Genomic DNA, 15299 nt, shown 5'->3' with positions numbered 1-15299 from the left:
CACAGTTACCTTATTATATTGTATCACCATAGAATGAAGATGAGAATACCGGGTCGTGTTTTAATACAGGAATTATTTAACTTATTGTTATAGTATACAATAATCATTCTCCAATTTCTATGTTAATTTCTTCACGTTCATTCTGCCGCTTTCACTAATATGGTACGATGATTAAAATACACTTAAGGAGAAAGTATGGGCCCATTAATCGTCGAACATCATACATTTACCAGAGAAACTATTGGCTCCATGCCTGTACAGGCATTAAGCAATCAGCCTGTTATCTATATTCTGTACGGAGGTGATAAGCCCACGGCTTATATCGGCCAGTCCGTGCAGGCGGAACGTCGCCTGAAGAACCACCTTACCAACCGTAAGCGCAGCGGTCTCAACTCGCTGCTCCTATTCGGTCATGAGAGATTTAATCAGTCGGCTACATATAACATTGAATCCAATCTTATTAATTACTTTATCGCAGACAATCAATACATGCTGCAGAACGTCAGCCAGCGTGAAACAAGAAAGATGCATCAGTACTATCAGAAAAGCTATTACAATGACACCGTTTTTCAGGAAATCTGGGAAAAGCTGCGCAGCCTGAATATTGTTTCCGAATCCCTAACGTATTTAGAGAACAAGGATTTGTTTAAGCTTTCTCCTTTTAAGGAGCTTTCTCCGGAGCAGGCTGATGTAAAAGAAAAAATGCTCGCCTACTGTAGGAAAAATATCCGTGACCCGGAGCATCGCGTGTTCATTATTCAGGGAGATGCCGGTACCGGCAAAAGCGTGCTACTGAGCTCTCTGTTTAATACGATTCAGGATGAAGCCGGCGACCAGGGCTCCACGCTTTATGAAACAAAAAACTACCTGCTCGTCAATCATGCGGAAATGCTGAAAACCTATAAAAACATGGCAGAAAGCCTGCCTAATTTAAAGAAAAATAATTTTGACAAGCCAACATCGTTTATAAATAGAATGACCAAACAGGATAAGATGGCTGATATTACGCTGGTGGATGAAGCGCACCTTCTTCTCACAAAAGAAGATTCCTACAATAATTTCAACGCTCCCAATCATCTGCAGGAAATTATAAAGCGCAGCAAAATCACTATTATTATATTCGACCCAAAACAGGTATTGAAAATAAAAAGCTACTGGAATGAAAAGCTGATGCGTGAGATCAGCAGGCAGTATAAAACCAAAACGCTGCCGCTTACTTCCCAGCTGCGGATGAACGCGGATCAATCCGTGGTGAACTGGATCAATGCTTTTCTTGATAAACGGATATCTGCTTTTCCACGGCACCGGCTGGACGACTATGAATTTAAGCTGTTTGACGATCCGGACGCCTTCCGCCGGGCGATCGAAGAAAAGAATGATCAGCACGGCCTTTCCCGGATCGTATCGACATTCGACTACCTGCATAAAAAAGACGGCGGCACCTACTATGTCGATGAAGACGGCCTGAACATGCCTTGGAACCAAACCGATGATAAAAAAACGTGGGCCGAGAGCCCTCAGACGATCAAAGAAGTAGGTTCTATTTATACGGTTCAGGGGTTTGATTTAAATTATGCCGGAGTCGTCATCGGTCCTTCTATAAGCTATGACGAAGAAACAGACAGGCTGGTCGTGGATACAACCAAATACCAGGACAAAGGTGCATTTGCTTCCCGGAAAGACTACACGGAAGCCGAAAATGAGCAGATGAAAGAAGAGATCATCCTGAATTCACTTAATATGTTAATGAAGCGGGGCATTCGCGGCCTGTTTTTGTACGCGGTCGACCCTAAGCTGAAAAAGAAACTGCGGGCAGTAAGCAAAGGAGCAGACAATGAGCGATATTAATCATTTAATAGAAGAAATTAACCAGTTCCGTGATAAAAGAGACTGGCGCCAGTATCACAATCCAAAAGATCTCGCGATTTCCCTATCGATTGAAGCCGCTGAGCTGCTGGAGGATTTTCAATGGAAAACGAGCGCCCAGGCGCTGGAAGCAAACGGTGAGAACATCCAGGAAGAAATCGCCGACGTGCTCATATACGCATTGATGCTGTGCTCAGATCTGGATCTTGATGTTAAAGACATTATCGAGCGTAAACTGGTTAAAAACGCTGTTAAATATCCGGCGGACTAATCTGTAGAATACGACAAAAAGCCGCCTGGCATACAGGCGGCTTTTATAGGCTGTCGAGAAATTATTTATTTCTTATATGTATACATAACCTCGAATCTCTTTAACGACTACTTTGCTGAAAACAAACAAAAAAAGAGACAGGGGCGACTCCTGCAGAACAGCCATCGGTGAAGATAAAGAGGTCGATCTTTTCCTCTTTAGCTGAGGCATGGCCTGCGGAAAGCATCCCCTGTCCATGTTTTTTTATAAAAACACGTATTTTTGTTTTTTAACATGCAGACATATAGTGTGTGCAACAAAACACCTTTCTTTATTTGAGCGCCTGCTCCACACGTCGAACTAAATCAATCGGAATCTGGCCTGGAGCAGAGCTGCTGCTTCCCACGGCAAACGTGAGAACTGAGCCATACTGCCAGCCGGCAAGGCGGGTAATCCCTCCGAGCGGCCCCATAGCCATGGTAATAATTGGCATGTCAAGAGAACCGGTAATCTCTTCGGTCACATCCAGCAGCTTCAGAACATCGGTGTTTTTCTGCGGCATGACGGCAAGCTTGCCGTAGTCCGGCTTCTGCTCCGCCATTTCCTTAAGCATTTGTATCATCTCTTCACGGGAAGGCGTTTCCTGGAAGTTATGATAGGATAAAATGCATTTGATCCCATATTCAAGGCAGGCGTTCTGCACGCCGGCCACCCGCTCCTTGTTATTGCTCCATTCGTAGTCCAGGGCGCTTACACTGCCGGAGGCGGCTATCTGTTTAAGCAGCTCCACCTTCGCTTCCTCTTCTATATCAATCGTTTCTCCGCCTTCGTGAACGGAGCGGATCGTAAATATAATCGGAAGCTTTCCAGCCCGCTTTCTAATCGAAGCAGCGGTTGTTAGTACGAGGTCTGTATCAGCCAGCGTCGCTAAATGATCAGCCCGCCATTCCAGCACGTCGGGCTCTTTTGGTAGAATAATATCCAGCTCCCGGTCCAGCTCTTCCGCCGTTTTTCCTACGAGGGCGGTACACACGGTAGAAGTATATTTATGTAGATCCAGGCTTTGCGCTTTTGTAGTCATAATAGATGTACCTCCTGCTTTTGCTTTGCAGCTTTTTGCTGCGTTTCTCTACATCTTAGTTTATCGGAAACAATCCGCTGCTGTAACTACTTTCTTTAAATATTTATAGGTCAGGATAATAATACATGAGATAATAAGTTTTATTCGAGGAGAAGGAGGAGACTATGAGGCCGATCATCATTACGTTGTATTCCAGTTTAATAGTAATCTATACCGTCTCCCGCTTCTGGGACAATCTGTTCTTCTCCTACGCTGTAGGCATTTTGGCTGTCCTTTCGCTCGGTGCTGCCTCTTTTTACGCATCCGGCCTGTACAAAAAATCAGGGCTCGTCTTTCTTATTCTGGCGTCTATACTGTTCGTCTATAATGGAACCGCCTGGAGCTCATTCTTTTTATATTTTGATTCTATGATCGGTATATTATCTTTGTTTTTCGTACTGCCTTTTTTAAATTCCATTATTCGTGCCGGCCAGTACGATACGAGCCTGCGCCGGCTTCTGCAGAACGGGGTTCATGACCTGCATACGCTGTATACGCGCAGCTTTCTAATTTCCCACTTTTTGGGCCTGTTTTTAAACATAGCTACGGTCTCTCTGGTCCACCGGACGTTAAAGCCATCTCTATCTGGAATGAAAACAAAACTGGCCGATATTTTTTATACACGGAGCATTCTGCGCGGCTATGCCCTTTGTCTCGTGTGGAGCCCGATTGAAATTATGGTGATTATTTCCCTTGATTTAACAGGATACAGCTATATTAACGTGGTACCATTTTTAATTCCGCTCGTTCTGCTGATGTTTTTTTCCGATTGGATCTTTTCACGTAGACAATATAAAAACCTGCCGCTTGTTATGGAAAACAGCGGCAGCATCCCCTTAAAAAAAATCTTAAGAAAAACAGCACAGATGATGGGCATGCTTTGTGTGCTTGTCCTGACTGCCACTCTTTTTGAATACTTATTTGAGAAAGGATTTTTATTTTCCGTTGTTTTGTCCATCGTACCGATTGCTTTTATTTGGGCGCTTTTGATCAACAGGCGCCGACGGTATTTGAATATCGCGGTTTCCCGTATTTAAGGAACGTACCTTTTTTCTTTCCAACTACTTTTTTATGTTTTTGAGCGCCGGTTTTTTTGTGGAAATGCTGTCAGCGTCTCCTTTTATTGCTTATCTGGAAGCAGTCTTTCTGACTAACACCGAGCATGAGCTTCTGCTGTTTGGGTTGATCGGCCTCTATTTTATTCTGGCATCCTTCAGCGGGTTTCATCCACTTGTGTCCATTGCCCTGCTTGGGGAAGTACTCTCCTCTGTGCTGGCTGATATTTCTTCTATTTCCCTGGCGCTTGTGTTAATTACGTCCAGTCTCGCGACAGCTATTTACAGTCCTTATAATTTATCTGTATCGCTTTTGGCCGGGCAGATGAACCTCGTTCCTTTTCAGCTGAGCTTTTGGAATCTCCCATTTTCATTGTATTTTATTGGATCAAGTATACTAATTGCTTATGGACTCACCTTTATTCTTTAATTTGTTGACTAACAGATAAAAATAACAGCATATCTCTTGATATTGTTGAGTTATTTCATTATATGTACACTATAGACGAACGAATGTCCTCTCTATATACTTAATATAACCAATCTATTACGTATAAGGAGAAAAAAGCATGACCTCCACCGTTATTATCTATTTCGTCATTGTCTGCCTTGCATCCGTGTTAAGTACGTTTTTATCTATTTATGGTTTAGCACGGTTCAGGCACGCTCCGGGTGGTCGCTTTTACATTATCGTTACTGCCCTGAGTGCATTGTTCACTTTCGCTTATGCCCTGGAGATTTACAGCGTTACTTATGAAGCCATGCGCTTTTGGCTGCGCATTGAATACCTCGCCCTGCCGCTGCTGCCGGTATTTATTCTTCTTATGGCTGTAGAATACTGCGGATACAAAATACGCATGTGGATGTGCGGCTTTCTTCTAATTATTCCAGTGATTACTATAGTAATGCAGAATACGAATGAACTGCATTATTTATACTATACCTCTATGGGCGTTCTCGTTAACAATCCGTTTTCCGTCGTTTATCTGCAGCACGGGCCTTTTTATCTGCTGCACACCGTGTTTTTTTACAGCTGCGTTTTTATTAGCATCTTGCTTCTGCTCAATCAGCTGCGCACTTTAGTTAAACCGTTTCGAAAGCAGACCTATTTAATGATTGTCGGCCTTTTTGTGCCGAGTATCGGCGGCCTGCTGAATGCAGCGGATGTAGGACCGGCTAGTATTGATCTCGTGCCTATTTTTATGAGTCTTTCATTTGTGTTTCATGCACTCGCACTTACCTCGCTGCGGATGTTCGATGTGGCGCCTATCGCAAGAGATATTGTATTTGAGAGTATCGAACAGGGAGTTCTCGTCCTCAACGCCAATGATATTATTATTGACTATAATACGTCCTTTACCCGTCTCTGCCTGAATATTCCAGCTTCCATTATTGGAGATTCCATTACTGACGTTTTACAAAAACACGATAACCTTATTGCCGCTGTGAAAAAAGGAGAAGAATGTGACGTATCTCTTCAGATAAAAGAACAGCTCACTTATTTCCATGTTCATTTTTCTCCTATCTACAGCAAAAATAACCGGCATGCCGGTACAGTTATTACTTTTTTGAATATCACCGAGAGAGTAGCCATGGAGGAGACGTTAAAGCATTTAGCCCGAACGGACGGCCTTACTCAGATGTATAACAGAACATACTTTATGGAAGAAGCCGAACACAATCTCGGTCTGCCTTTGTCCTCTTCCGGACAGGCATCGCTCATATTGTTTGATATCGATTATTTTAAACAGGTTAATGACACGTATGGTCATGATACCGGCGATGAGGTATTGACAAGTATCGCCCGGATCACTAAAAAACACCTGCGTACAACGGATATTGCCGGCCGCTATGGAGGAGAAGAATTTATCCTGTGCCTTCCCGGCACTTCAAATAGAGAAGCGGTCGATATTGCCAATCGGCTCCGCCTGATTATTGCAGACCATAAAATCATTTCCGAAACGGCGCCTATTCAGGTAACGTCCAGTTTCGGCGTTGCCCATATGCTTCTTGATTCCCATTCCGATCCTGCTGCAGAGCTCCGTGAAGGAATCAAAAAAGCAGATCTTGCTTTGTATGAAGCCAAGAGGGAAGGGCGCAACTGTGTACGCGTCTATCAGCCTTCCCTGCCACAGCCGGCAGGGGCAGACAACTACACATAAATGGCTGGTTTATTAATTTTTAGTTTTTTTCCCTTCTTTTAACTATTCTTATATGAATAACCATACCATTCGTTATATAGATCATTTATACTGTATATAGTTCTATATAAAATTTAGAGCTGAACTATCTGCAGAAAGGGGTCGTAACGATGGGAGAATTAAACATTTATATGAGCGCTGTTGTCTTCAGCGGCTTGCTCAGCCTGATGCTCAGTTTATTCGCCGTGTTTAAAATTAGAAGCTCTCCCGGCGGATTTTATTTTATTCTAGCGGCGCTCGCTACGGCCTTGTACTCCTTTTCTCATATGTTTCGTTTATCTGCCTCTTCTTTTGAAAACATAAGATTCTGGCTGAATGTGGAATACTTATTCATTCCGTTTATTCCGCTTTTCATTTTACTCATGTGCGTCCGCTATGTCGGACTAAAAATACCATCCTGGCTGTTTCAGCTGTTGTGCGCACTCCCTGTTGTGACAACCTTAATGCAGCAGACAAGCCACCTGCACACTTACTTTTATTCTTCTGTTTCGTTTGAAAACAGCGGGCCGTTCCCCGTACTAAACTTAGTTCCGGGCCCATGGTACTATATTCACGCCTTTTTCGTTTTCTTCTGTCTGCTCTCCAGCGTCCTGATTTTGCTGCATCAGCTGCAGAGTGTGTCGCCAAGGTACAGAGTCCCGACCCTATTGATGGCTGCCGGCATCTGTATTCCGATTCTTTCCGGTATTCTGCATGCGTATAATCTGCAGCCGGCCGGTCTCGATTTAGCCCCGGTTTTTCTGGCTGTTTCCTTTTTGTTTCATGGAACTGCCCTTATCATGTTTCCTTTTTTTCTCGTGGCACCTATTGCCAGGGATCGCGTATTTGAAAATATGAAAGAGCCGGTAATCGTTCTGAATAAACAGGACATGATTATCGATTATACCCGCCCTATGCAGAAGCTGCTGCCGGTACTAAATCAAAGTGCCATCGGGCTGCCGGCGGATAAAGTGCTAGCCGGCCAGCCGGAATTTCTTAAAATCATTTATCAGGAAAAAGAAGAAGATTTCACATGGGAAACAGAGAATACTTCTTATCATTTCCAGCCCCGCTTCTCTTTGATTTATGATAGAAATAATACCGATATCGGCAAAATCATTACGCTGATGGACGTTACCACCCGGGTTGAAATCGAAAAAGAACTTAAGGAGCTTGCGACCATTGATTCTCTAACAATGCTTCTTAATAAAGCGGCGTTTATTGAGCAGGCAAATAATGCAAACAAAGCATTGAGCCGCAAAGGCGGTTATATCAGCATGATTATGTTTGATATTGATTACTTCAAGCAGGTCAATGATACGTTCGGCCATGAGGCAGGCGACCGTGCGCTCCGAAACGTAGCGCTGACTGCCAGAGACAATTTGCGCTCATCTGATATTATCGGCCGGTACGGCGGAGAAGAATTCATTATCTGCCTTCCGGATGTCCCGATGAAACAAGCATTCAAAATTGCCGAAAACCTGCGCCAGAAAATTGCTGCTTCTTCTATTACTATCGATGACCAGAGCATTACCGTCACTTCCAGCTTCGGCGTAGCTTCCACGTATACTTCAGCCGGCTTCTATCCGCCACCGCTCTGTCCCGTAGCAGAGCAGGCAGACAAGGCGCTGTATAAAGCAAAAAGCCGCGGACGTAACTGCGTGCAGTCCAACCTGCAGCTTGCTTCCTCCCGCCGGCCCGAGCCCGAAAAAAAACGGAACCTCTTTTAAATAAGAGGTTCCGTTTTTTTCAGTGCTGTTTTTGTTCAAATTCTTCCCGGATGCGACTGAGTCCCTCTGCGGATCCCGCAACCTCTCCCATAGCATGTTCTATTTCTTTCATGACTGCTGCAAATGTTCCCAGCTCCATTTCGATCTTCTCATTTTGTCCCTTCGATTCTTTCATGGCTGCTAGAATCTCCGCGAAATAACGATCTGTTTCCACCATACCTTCTGTGCCGTCCTGGACGAGAACATTAACTTTATCAACAGAAGCGGAAACATTTTTCACCTGGCTGTTCGTTTTGGCAATCAGGTCGGATACGGTGGACGTGGAGTGTTTGGTCTGGGTGGAAAGAGCCCGTATTTCATCGGCCACGACGGAAAATCCTCTGCCATGTTCGCCGGCCCGGGAGGCTTCAATAGCTGCATTCAGCGCCAGCAGGTTTGTTTTTACCGCTATATCCTGAACGATATCGATTACCTCATTAATCTGCCGGGATATTACCTGCAGTTCTTTTGAGTCCTGCAGGATAGTATCCATGCTTTGTTTAATAAATGCCATATTCTCACTTTGCTGCTCGACCTGGAGTTTTCCGCTGGCAGAAAACGATTCTGACTTATCGGCAAGCTCCGATCCCTGCTGGGCGAGACACAGAATATTTTCCGACTGGATGGTTGTTTGTTTAATAGAAGCACTCGTTTCCTCTGAGATGGCGGACAATTCTTGAGAGGTTTCGCTGACCCGTTCAATAAACGTATCTTTTACCACCTGATCAGCCAGGCGGATCCGTTCGTTTTCCTCTTCATAGGCTTCAAGAACTATCTGCTGTTCAAAATTAATAAGCTTGCTTATAATTAGAACTGCCTGCGTGAGGTCTTCCCTGTTTTCAATATGATCCTGGGCTATTTTTGCCAAAGAGTTCAGCAGATCCTGAAACGCAGACATATACCACTTTGTTTCCAGCCCGATACGGACATGGGCATGGGCAATTCGTTTTCTTTTTACCAGAAAAGCATCATCAATCGTTCCGTTAAACAACTCCACAATATGTGTTTTGAGCGTCGTTTTCAGACGTTCCACGTGACTGTGCTGTTCTATAATCGCTAATAGATTCGGCTGTTTCGTAATGTTGCCGTAAAACTGTTCGGTAATCCATTCTATATTTTTTTCAATCAGGGGTTGGAGAGACTTCACTACGGTAAGATCTGCTTCGTTTAAATTAATAATGTGCAGCTGACGGTTCATGTCGCTGCCCGGTGGGATGGACAGTTTTCCCTGCCCTTGATAAACAGAGGCGGCCGCGGTTTCTTTTTTTCCTGACCTCAGCCAGCGTGTTTTCGTTTGAAATGCCATTTGATAGTCTCCTTTATCACGTATAATATAGTATCAGGCCTTTTCTTTATTATCGGTAAAACAACGGAATAATTTATCTATATTAGTTAGATGCTTCATTTTTCACTATTCTTTGTACGGGAGGTTTATATGGCAGACAGTATAAAAGGCATTTACAGTCCTGAATATATTGAACGGCTCGGCCGGACGCTTTCTACTTTCTCTACTGCCGTTTCTGTGACAGATTTTCAGAACGCGGTGTACGGAAACGATTGGGAGCAGCTGGAGTTTAAACAGCGGGCTGCGAGAATTGCCGAATCCATGCAGCGGGTGCTTCCTGATGATTACCCGGCAGCAATTGCAGTACTCGATAAAGCCGCTCCTTCATTTGGAGGACTTGAAGGTATTGTGTTTCCTGAATTTGTCGCACGTTTCGGCCTTGATCACCAGGAGCGTTCCCTGCAGGCGCTGGAAACTTATACACGCTATTCCAGTTCTGAATTTGCGATTCGGCCTTTTTTAAAACAAGACCTCTCCGGCACGCTCGAACGAATGACGGTCTGGGCAAAAAGCTCGGATGAGCACGTCCGCCGGCTCGCGAGTGAAGGCAGCCGCCCGCGCCTGCCCTGGGGAGAAGGAGTCCCAGCCTTAAAAAACAACCCGGATCTTACTCTGCCAATACTCGAAGAGCTGGCTCAGGATCCTTCCAACTATGTACAGAAAAGCGTAGCCAATCATTTAAATGATATATCTAAAACCCATCCCGATTTATTTATCGAAACGGTGACCCGCTGGAAAGAAAAAGGGGGACGCACCGGCTGGATCGTCAAACATGCCTCGCGGTCCCTTTTGAAAAAAGGGGATCCCCGGATACTAGCTTTGTTTGGTTTTTATCCCGGAAGCACAAGCGTGTCTGAGCTCACCTTCGTTCCCCGCCGCCTGTCTATAGGGGACAGTGCCGAATTTTCATTTGTCGTGTCGGCTGAACAGGAAACCAAAGTGCGGGTAGAATTCGCCGTCGACTACGTAAAAAGCAGCGGCCGCCGGACACGAAAGGTGTTCCACGTCACAGAAACCGATATGGCACCTATTACATCAAGACGGTTTACCAAACAGTTATCCTTCCGGCAGCTAACGACCCGGATCCATTATCCGGGTCAGCACACGCTTGCCATTTTGATCAACGGTGAAGAAAAAAACGCTGTTGATTTTGAACTGATCGATACACTAAAAGAGCCTCTTCCTTAAAGCAGGAAAAGGCTCTTTTTATTTATGTTTTCTTATAAGCTGCGTGAGGCTGATCTGTAATAAACATGTGGCCCGGTTCATGGGTAATGGCAAGTGCAAGCTTTGCTTCAAGCAAGGCATTCTGCGGAGTTACCCCGCAGGCCCAGAATACAGGTATTTCTCCCGGATGGATCGTTACCGGATCCCCATAATCCGGGTGCTGCAAATCCACAATGCCGAGATCTGCCGGACTTCCAATATGAACGGGAGCACCATGGACATCAGGATAATACGAAGTAATACGCTCTGCCGTTTCTACGAGTGCTGCCGGAATCGACCTCATGCTGACGACCATCTTCCCTTGAAAAAGAAGAGATTCTTCTGTCGGTACAGATGTTTTATACATCGGAACATTGCAGTGCTCCTCCATATGCCGGATGGGCACCGACGCTTCAATAAGAGCGGCTTCAAAGGTAAAACTGCAGCCTATGAGAAACGTTACAAAATCCGCTTCCCATAAATCTGTTATATCGGTGTGCTGTTCTGCGTATTCCCCGTTTATATAAACGCGGTACTTCGGTACATCACTGCGGATATCAGAGCCTGCTGCCAGGGAGGAAATCCATTCTCCAGCGGGAATTTCCTCCAGCACAGGACAGGACTTGGGATTCAAGCGGGCGAACTCCCGAAAGGCCGCTGCCTCTTTTTCCGGAAGTATCACTACATTCGTCTGGGTATAGTCAGAAGCCATACCCGCTGTCGGTCCGGTATGCTCCTGGATTCTTATCTGCTGCCGTGCTTTTTCTGCCGGTGTCATTGTTGGTTACCTCCTTCTTACTCAGCCGGTGTCGTATTGAACCAGCTTTCATAGTTTTCCGGAATAAACATGATTACATCCGGCAGCTGGAAAAGCCCACTCAAGGCTGCCCTGAGAGGGCTCTTCTATTACTTATACAAGCCAGGCACTCTGCTCTTAAAAATAGGAACTTCTTCTCTTACCCGTTTGACGCTTTCCAGATCCAGTGTATTCTGCAGGACTTCTTCTTCATCCGGAGTCCCCTTGGAAAGTACACCTCCAAATGGCTCTATAAACATAGAACGCCCGGCAAACGTAGTTCCGTTGTAGGAGCCGATACGGTTACAGGTAACCACGTACATTTGATTTTCGACAGCCCGGGCTACACTAAGCGTTTCCCAGTGGGCCGCACGTGCTTCCGGCCACTCCGCCGGAATAAATAAAACCTGGATTCCCTGAAGAGCCAGATCCCGGATAATTTCCGGAAAACGCAGATCGTAGCATATCACCACGCCCATTTTAACACCGTCCAGTTCAAACGCCTGTACGCTGCTGGTTCCACCGTTCAAGTACTTTGGTTCGTCAAGCATAGGGACGAGATGAATTTTATCGTATTCGTAAACAACGGTTCCTTTTCTGTCAATGATCACGGCCCTGTTAAAAATCTTCCCCTCTTCTTTAACCGCTATCGATCCGCCAATGAGATGGACATCATACTTTACTGCCAGCTCTTTGAGAAAAGAAACGCTGGGACCGTCAGGCGGCTCTGCCAGCTGATCAAGCTCCTCCAATGCATAGGCAGTCGTCCACATTTCCGGAAGTACAATAATATCTACCGAAGGTCCGGCATTTCGTTCAAACCATGCCTTCACCTTTTCTCTATTCCTCGCAGGTTCTCCGGGAATAATATTCATTTGAAACACTGCAATATTCATATAAATTCTCCTTTGTTTTACATCCTGCTGTCTGCTTTAAATATACCCCTTTCCATTCCAACGTAAAACTGAATCTCACCAATAGATACTTCTCTATAAAAAAAGCAGAGCCTGATGGGCCCTGCTTTCTATTCCTTCTCGGTATTACTTCTGCTGCTTTTCAATGAGTTAATCATCATTGTGATAGCGCCGTCTCCGGTTACATTGGCGGCTGTTCCAAAGCTGTCCTGGGCGAGATAAATGGCAATCATCAGAGCTACGGCTCCTTCGTCAAAACCAAGCATCGCCGATAATACTCCGACTGCCGCGACTACTGCCTCCCGGAACTCCGGGGGCTGCCACCATCATCACGCCGAGCGTCATGATAACGGGTATCATTGCAAGAAAGCCTGGAAAAGCGAGACCAGGATACACGTACATAACGGCCGTAGCGGCTGTTACTATCGTAATCATGCTTCCTGATAAATGAATGTTGGCACAAAGTGGAACGACAAAGTTTGCTACTGCATGCCGCGCCTTTGTCTTTTTGACAGAGGCTAGCGTCACCGGAATGGTAGCGGCGCTGCTCATCGTTCCTAACGCCGTGAAATACGCGGGAAGCATCGTTTTTAACAGCACAAAAGGATTGGTCCGGCTCATGGCTCCAGCAATGCTGTATTGGATAAGAAGCCAGGCTATATGCATTCCCACCGCCAATAGGAGAACAATTCCAAACACGCCGAGCGTCTGAACGACGGTACCCTCATAGCTCATTTCAGCAAACACGCCTGCTATATAAAAGGGAAGCAGCGGGATAATAACTTTCCGGATAGACAGTTCCACAATGGACTGTCCTTCTGTAAAAAAGCCCAGCAGCTTCCTGGATCCTGTCGCTGCAATTCCAATACCAAATACGAAGGCCAGTATGAGAGCCGTCAGTACATCAAATACCGGCGCAATTGTGAAATCAATGAAGCCTTCCATTTCTGAAGGCTGTGCTGCCTCCCCGCCTGTAAGTCCCAAAGCGGGAAGCACAAAAATCACTATACTTAATGCAAAGGTACCTGCAAGGATAGTAGAAGCGTAAGCTGCCCCGACTGTTGTGCCGAGTATACGCCCTGCCCCTTTCCCAAGAGAAGCAATCCCTGCTGTAATGAAAAATAAAATAATTAAAGGAACCATAAAAAAGATAAACGTTCCAATAATTTCTTTTATAGTAACCATCAGACGTACGATAGTTTCGTTAGCTGCAAGGCCTATAAGGACACCGGCAGCAATTCCGGCAAGCAAACGAATAATTAATTTCATATGTATCCTCCAATAACTGCGTTAAACTCTTCATGCACCCCTCTCATTCTACCGATATTCCATAAACAAACAATCACTTTCGCCAATTTGTCATAAAGAGAAAGACATTTTCTTCTTGTGAGATTCTATGTTTGTTTTTTTTATTGATATTTGACGTATACTACGGCAAAATGCTTGAGCATATCGTGAATGGTCTGCTGATCATTGCCAATGTGCTGCAGCATACTCATTACTTCTTCCTGCTCTTGTTCGGAGGAACCCAGAATAACGTCTATCATAAAATCGCTGTCAATCATATGCAGCTTATTGTCGAGCACAAACGAATAGCGCTGTTTTTCTATAGGATGAAATTTAAAAAAAGTCTTAATGTCATTTTCCGGCATATACAGCGGCAGGGTCTACCTGCCTGTCACCACCTTTTCTATTAAATCGGAATGGTTATTATTATGATATAAAACAAATGGCTCCGCAAATAATTCGTCTTATAAACATAAAACTGTAAAAAAACGGCCCTGCAGGGGCCGCACCGGCTTTACTCGTCTTTTTTAAGAAGTCTGCGGATATCGTCTTCCATATCTTTCGGTTCTGTTTTTGGTCCGTACCGGGAAACCACATTTCCCTCCTGATCTACGAGAAACTTCGTGAAGTTCCATTTAATAGAAGAACCAAACATGCCGCCTTCTTCTTTCTTTAAGTATTTATACAGGGGATGTGCATCCGGCCCGTTCACTTTTACTTTGGCAAACAAGGGAAACGTTACTCCGAAGTTCACTTTACACGTTTCCTCCATTGCTTCATTTTCTACAGGCTCCTGGTTTAAAAAGTCATTTGACGGAAACCCTACTACCGCGAGCCCCTCTTCTTTATACTCTTTATGAAGCGCTTCAAGCCCGTCAAACTGTGGAGCCAGCCCGCATTTAGTGGCCGTGTTTACGATAAGCATCACCTGTCCTTTATAGTCAGCTAATGCCTTCTCTTCTTCTTTAGGTGTTTTCACCGTAAAATCATGTACACTCATCTTTATCCTCTCCTTTCTTTATTTACTATAATTAACTTTCAGGGCAACCGCAATGAATCAAGCTTTACGGAGAGCGTCCCGCTTTCTGCCCTGGTGTTGTGATTTGGTACACTGAACAAGTACATTTAGAAAAAGGGAGAGTAATACGCCATGAGTTTTATGATCGTTAATTATGAACTTGCTATAACCGGCCGCCAGCGTGACTTCGGCGCAATTGAAAACTATATACGCACCTCTTATAAGTCAAGAGAGCTGACAAGCTCCTGCTGGATGATCGAAACGTCCTTCCGGCAGACACCTGCGCAGATCATTCAGGAAATTTATTCCCTGCAGGATGTAGATGCAGATCATGACCGCGTCGTCGCTGCCATCGTCAGCCCAGGAAATCCCGGCTTGTATTCCTCCCGTAACGAACGGGCTAATCAATCGTAAGCAGAATTTATTGGAAACTATTTCCTAGCACATATGGTTATATTTATAATCCTTCCCCATAGCTTAATTGATTAGCAGT

Annotated in this window: 14 protein-coding genes and 1 pseudogene; 8 read left to right on the top strand and 7 right to left on the bottom strand. The window is 44.9% G+C overall.

The window, feature by feature from the left end; all coding sequences use genetic code 11:
* The first annotated feature begins 195 nt into the window (after positions 1–195).
* Both MMY81_RS07630 and MMY81_RS07625 read left to right on the top strand, forming a co-directional pair.
* On the top strand, positions 196–1848 hold the full coding sequence (locus MMY81_RS07630) for a DUF2075 domain-containing protein (RefSeq protein ID WP_252312322.1): 1653 nt from the start codon (positions 196–198) through the stop codon (positions 1846–1848).
* Positions 1835–2137, top strand: a complete 303-nt coding sequence (locus MMY81_RS07625; RefSeq protein WP_252312321.1) for a nucleotide pyrophosphohydrolase — start codon at positions 1835–1837, stop codon at positions 2135–2137. Before MMY81_RS07630 ends, MMY81_RS07625 begins: the two co-directional genes overlap by 14 nt.
* A gap of 310 nt (positions 2138–2447) precedes the next feature.
* Here the strand turns inward: MMY81_RS07625 and aroD are convergent, their stop codons facing one another.
* Complete coding sequence (gene aroD / locus MMY81_RS07620; RefSeq protein ID WP_252312320.1) at positions 2448–3197, bottom strand: type I 3-dehydroquinate dehydratase; 750 nt, start codon at positions 3195–3197, stop codon at positions 2448–2450.
* A 164-nt stretch (positions 3198–3361) separates the two neighbouring features.
* Between aroD and MMY81_RS07615 the strand changes: the two genes are divergently transcribed.
* From MMY81_RS07615 to MMY81_RS07600, 4 genes are all read left to right on the top strand, one after another.
* Positions 3362–4273, top strand: a complete 912-nt coding sequence (locus tag MMY81_RS07615) for a hypothetical protein (RefSeq protein WP_252312319.1) — start codon at positions 3362–3364, stop codon at positions 4271–4273.
* Positions 4274–4331: 58 nt separating this feature from the next.
* On the top strand, positions 4332–4721 hold the full coding sequence (locus MMY81_RS07610) for a hypothetical protein (protein ID WP_252312318.1): 390 nt from the start codon (positions 4332–4334) through the stop codon (positions 4719–4721).
* Between the two features lie 139 nt (positions 4722–4860).
* On the top strand, positions 4861–6453 hold the full coding sequence (locus tag MMY81_RS07605) for a histidine kinase N-terminal 7TM domain-containing diguanylate cyclase (RefSeq protein WP_252312317.1): 1593 nt from the start codon (positions 4861–4863) through the stop codon (positions 6451–6453).
* A 149-nt stretch (positions 6454–6602) separates the two neighbouring features.
* On the top strand, positions 6603–8201 hold the full coding sequence (locus MMY81_RS07600; protein WP_252312316.1) for a histidine kinase N-terminal 7TM domain-containing diguanylate cyclase: 1599 nt from the start codon (positions 6603–6605) through the stop codon (positions 8199–8201).
* Positions 8202–8220: 19 nt separating this feature from the next.
* Here MMY81_RS07600 and MMY81_RS07595 read toward each other — a convergent pair whose 3' ends face one another.
* Positions 8221–9546: a globin-coupled sensor protein gene (locus MMY81_RS07595; protein ID WP_252312315.1), complete on the bottom strand. Its 1326-nt coding sequence runs from the start codon at positions 9544–9546 to the stop codon at positions 8221–8223.
* A 129-nt stretch (positions 9547–9675) separates the two neighbouring features.
* Here MMY81_RS07595 and MMY81_RS07590 point away from each other — a divergent pair, with 129 nt between their 5' ends.
* The gene (locus tag MMY81_RS07590; RefSeq protein ID WP_252312314.1) at positions 9676–10773 is read left to right on the top strand and encodes a DNA alkylation repair protein; all 1098 of its coding nucleotides are present in this window, start codon (positions 9676–9678) and stop codon (positions 10771–10773) included.
* Positions 10774–10795: 22 nt separating this feature from the next.
* On the opposite strand, the gene MMY81_RS07585 is transcribed toward MMY81_RS07590, so the two are convergent.
* From MMY81_RS07585 to MMY81_RS07565, 5 genes and pseudogenes are all read right to left on the bottom strand, one after another.
* Positions 10796–11569, bottom strand: coding sequence for a putative hydro-lyase (locus MMY81_RS07585; protein ID WP_252312313.1), 774 nt, complete (start codon positions 11567–11569; stop codon positions 10796–10798).
* Positions 11570–11697: 128 nt separating this feature from the next.
* A complete protein-coding gene (locus MMY81_RS07580) occupies positions 11698–12483 on the bottom strand; it encodes a carbon-nitrogen family hydrolase (RefSeq protein WP_252312312.1) in 786 nt (261 codons plus the stop codon).
* A gap of 128 nt (positions 12484–12611) precedes the next feature.
* Positions 12612–13770: pseudogene (locus MMY81_RS07575) on the bottom strand (cation:dicarboxylate symporter family transporter).
* 140 nt (positions 13771–13910) lie between these two features.
* Positions 13911–14153 carry a hypothetical protein gene (locus MMY81_RS07570; protein ID WP_252312311.1) on the bottom strand — a complete coding sequence of 81 codons (243 nt, stop codon included), beginning with the start codon at positions 14151–14153 and terminating at the stop codon, positions 13911–13913.
* 149 nt (positions 14154–14302) lie between these two features.
* The gene (locus MMY81_RS07565; RefSeq protein ID WP_120192074.1) at positions 14303–14788 is read right to left on the bottom strand and encodes a glutathione peroxidase; all 486 of its coding nucleotides are present in this window, start codon (positions 14786–14788) and stop codon (positions 14303–14305) included.
* A 150-nt stretch (positions 14789–14938) separates the two neighbouring features.
* Here MMY81_RS07565 and MMY81_RS07560 point away from each other — a divergent pair, with 150 nt between their 5' ends.
* On the top strand, positions 14939–15220 hold the full coding sequence (locus MMY81_RS07560) for a hypothetical protein (RefSeq protein ID WP_252312310.1): 282 nt from the start codon (positions 14939–14941) through the stop codon (positions 15218–15220).
* Positions 15221–15299 lie beyond the last annotated feature (79 nt).

The organism is Sinobaca sp. H24 (assembly GCF_023845525.1).
The sequence above is the reverse complement of the archived record's forward strand: the minus strand, read 5'-3'. Positions and strand labels throughout refer to the sequence as shown.